A 3635-nucleotide genomic window follows, 5' to 3' on the forward strand; every position below is an offset into this window, starting at 1 on the left:
TCCTTTTTTGCCACGGAAACCGATACGATCATTCTTCCATTGACAACGGCACTGGTTGACGGGGAAGACTATTTTGTAACGAGTACGGACCCCAACAATAATTGTGAGAGTTCGGAAAGGATACGTATCGCAGTGGCCTTGACCACTTCTGAAACACCAACCACGACCAATGCCAACCCTGTTTTCTGCGCATCGGAAAATGCCACTATTGCAGCTTTGGGGGCAATGGCACCCAATAACGGCACCCTAATTTGGTATGACGCAGCCACAGGCGGAAATTCCTTGGATACTGCGGAAACCCTCGAAGATGGAACATCGTATTTCGCCTCGGAGGAGTTAAATGGTTGTGAGAGCGATGTACGCTTGGAAATCATTCCAACCGTTTATGGCCTAGAGCCTGTATCCCTCCACTTTACCGATTTGGCCATTTGTGGCTTGGACAACCCAACCATTGGGGATTTAAGGATTTTGGAAACTATGAACGATACAGAGGTACTCTGGTACGATACCGTTGAAAACGGGACGCCCTTGACCGATGCTATTCCTTTGGTTGGCAATGCTACGTATTATGCCGAAAGTTACAATCCCGAAACCGGCTGTATCAATCCCGAACGCGTAGCGGTGACCGTAGACCTTACGAATTGTGATCCAGAGGATTATGGGTTCTTTATCCCAGATGGGTTTTCACCGAATAACGATGGTCGAAACGACACTTTTTTTATCCCCAATATCCAAGCTATTTTCCCGGATTTCACTTTGGAAATTCTCAATAGATATGGTTCCACACTCTTTGAAGGCGATAAGAACAATCCCTCGTGGGACGGTGACAAGGCACCGAATGGGGTGTATTTCTATATCGTGGATTACCATAAGGAAGGACACGAACCAAAACAAGGACGATTATACCTTAACCGATAGGTCGAGTAGCAAATAACAAAGAAACATGAAAAAAATAGTTTATATCACCTTTATGCTACTCTTGGTCCAAATGGGCATCCAAGCCCAGCAAGATCCACAGTATACGCAGTACATGTACAATATGAGCGTCATAAACCCTGCCTATACGACCAACGAACCGGGCAAATTGAACTTAGGGGCACTTTACCGTTCGCAATGGGCAACTGCAGTAGGAGCCCCAAAGACCATGACCTTTTTTGCCCATGCCCCACTCAGCGAAAAAGTGGAAATGGGGCTCTCGTTCATTACGGATGATATTGGGGACGGCGTGCTTAAGGAAAATAATATCTATGCCGATTTTGCCTATATCCTAAAGCTTGATGATCAAAGTAATATCGCCTTAGGATTAAAAGGAGGAATCACCACTTTCGAAACTGATTTCAATGGCTTCATGCTGCCTGAATTCCAGGATGATGCGGCCTTTAATGAAAATATGAACAATACCTTTCCGAATGTGGGTATCGGCGCTTTTTACCATCGCGGGAATTTTTATACGGGAATTTCCATACCCAACCTGTTGACCTCCAAACACCTCGAAAACAAGGATGGGATCAATCGGATCGGTTCGGAAGAGCTCCATCTTTTTATTACCTCAGGGTATGTACACGAACTGAATCCCGATATAAAGATCAAACCGTCCATAATGGCCAAAATGGTTCAAGGTGCTCCCTTAACGATGGATTTTTCCATGAATGTATTGTTCCTAAATCGTTTTGAAGGAGGATTATCCTATCGATTGGAAGATTCGGTGAGTGCGATGTTCAATATATCGGTATTACCGTCACTTCGCATTGGGTATGCTTATGATTATACGCTATCGAACCTTAGCGAATACAGTTCGGGATCCCATGAAATTTTTGTTCTTTTCGATTTGGACCTTTGGGGGCTGGGAAAAGGGTATGACAAATCCCCTAGATTTTATTAGATATGAAAAAGCTACTACTTATAATTTTCGTTTTAGGTGTCCTGCCAACACTATTTGCACAGGATGAATTGAAACGTGCCGACACCTATTTTGAAAGGACCTTTTATAGTGATGCCATTCCGTTATACGAGCAGTTGTTGCCCCGCAACAAGAGTTCAAAGCTCATAAAAAACCTTGCGGATAGTTATTATCATACGTTCAATATGAAGGCCGCTGCCCGATGGTATACGTATTTGGCTGCAAATTACGGGGACAAGGTCGGGGAAGATTATCAATTCAAATTGTACCAATCGTTAAAAGCCACAGGGGCCTACGATGAAGCCCATCAGGTGTTGCTGGATTTTTATACCCAACAAAACCAAAACGATAAGGTCGACCAGTTAAATAATGCATTGGTCTATCTGGAAAATGTAAGTGCCATTGGACCCCGGTTCGATATCGAGAATCTGCTAATCAACACTCCCAACTCCGAATTTGGGGCGGCAGTCTTGGATTCAAACTTAGTCTATACCGCCACACGAAAGAATTCAGGGAAAATATACCGCTGGAACAACCTGAACTACTTGGATATATATTCCCATCCGTTGCCCAAATTGGCCATGGGGGACAGTCTTAGCGTCCCATTTTCAAAAACGGTCAATACCAAAATGCACGAAGGTTCCTTTGCAATCACCAATGACCGAAAAACATTGTATTTTACCCGAAATGGAACAAAAAGAACCGATTCCGAAAAAATAAAAAACCTCAAGATCTATAAGGCCGAATGGGGCGAAGATGATTGGGACAATATTGTGGAACTTCCTTTCAACAGTGACGTCTTTTCGACGGAGCATCCCGTATTGAATTCGGACGAATCAAGGCTCTACTTTGCCTCTGACCGTGAAGGTGGTTTTGGTTCTTTTGACCTCTACTATGTCGATATTCAATCCGATGAACGATATGGAAACCCAATCAATCTAGGGAAAGAAATCAATACGGATAAAAAGGAGCAGTTTCCGTTTTTAGATGATCAGGACAATCTCTATTTCGCCAGCAACGGTCATCCGGGTTATGGCCTATTGGACATTTTCCTTACAAAATACCAAAACGGTAGCTACGAAAAACCCGACAACCTGGGTTTACCCATCAATAGTGGTTACGATGATTTCTCGATGTGGTTATACCCCAATGGAAAAACGGGATTCTTTGCGTCGAACCGACCCGGAGGAAAAGGCAATGATGATATATATGCCTTTACCGAAACCAAACCCTTGCTCATCGAGGACTGTAACCAGTTTATCGTCGGTATAGTAACGGACAAGTCCACCCAAATGCCCATTGCCGAAGGAAAAATTCAACTAGTGGACGCCGAGGGCACACTAATTTCGGATTTGATGACCGGTAGGGATGGCTCATTTAAATTTGATATCGCATGTACCTCATCCTATAAAATCAATGGTAGTAAGGCAGGATATGAGGACAATTCCAAAGCGATTCTAAGTTCAAAAGAACGTAACATGACCCATGATGGCTCCCTAGCGCTTTTCTCCTTACAGGAAAAAGAGAACCAACGTTTGGCCGTTGAAGAAAAACAAAAGAATGCCCGATTACTGCAGGAGCAAAAAGCGCAAGAAACGCAATTGATTGCCGAAACCAAGGCCAAGGAGGAAGCGAAAAAACAACGTGACGAAAAAATAAAGGATGTCATTCAGAAAGAAGAAGCCATTGTCAGGGAGAAAGAACGCACGATAATACAGACCGAAGAAATACATTT

3 protein-coding genes are annotated in these 3635 nt (G+C 43.6%); all 3 read left to right on the top strand.

Translation table 11 applies throughout. The annotated features are described in order from the left end of the window. On the top strand, positions 1-918 hold a 918-nt coding region (locus tag WBM98_RS13700; protein WP_424366587.1), incomplete at its 5' end, for a gliding motility-associated C-terminal domain-containing protein. A 25-nt stretch (positions 919-943) separates the two neighbouring features. Beyond that, a complete protein-coding gene (locus tag WBM98_RS13705) occupies positions 944-1882 on the top strand; it encodes a PorP/SprF family type IX secretion system membrane protein (protein ID WP_424366588.1) in 939 nt (312 codons plus the stop codon). 2 nt (positions 1883-1884) lie between these two features. Beyond that, on the top strand, positions 1885-3635 hold a 1751-nt coding region (locus WBM98_RS13710), incomplete at its 3' end, for a flagellar motor protein MotB (RefSeq protein WP_424366589.1).

The sequence above is a fragment of the Maribacter sp. genome (genome assembly GCF_049667165.1).
GTDB lineage: Bacteria > Bacteroidota > Bacteroidia > Flavobacteriales > Flavobacteriaceae > Maribacter_A.

Bases quoted from the DNA above. Each gene is read 5' to 3' on its own strand.
- WBM98_RS13705 (WP_424366588.1), top strand. From the start codon at position 944: ATGAAAAAAATAGTTTATATCACCTTTATGCTACTCTTGGTCCAAATG.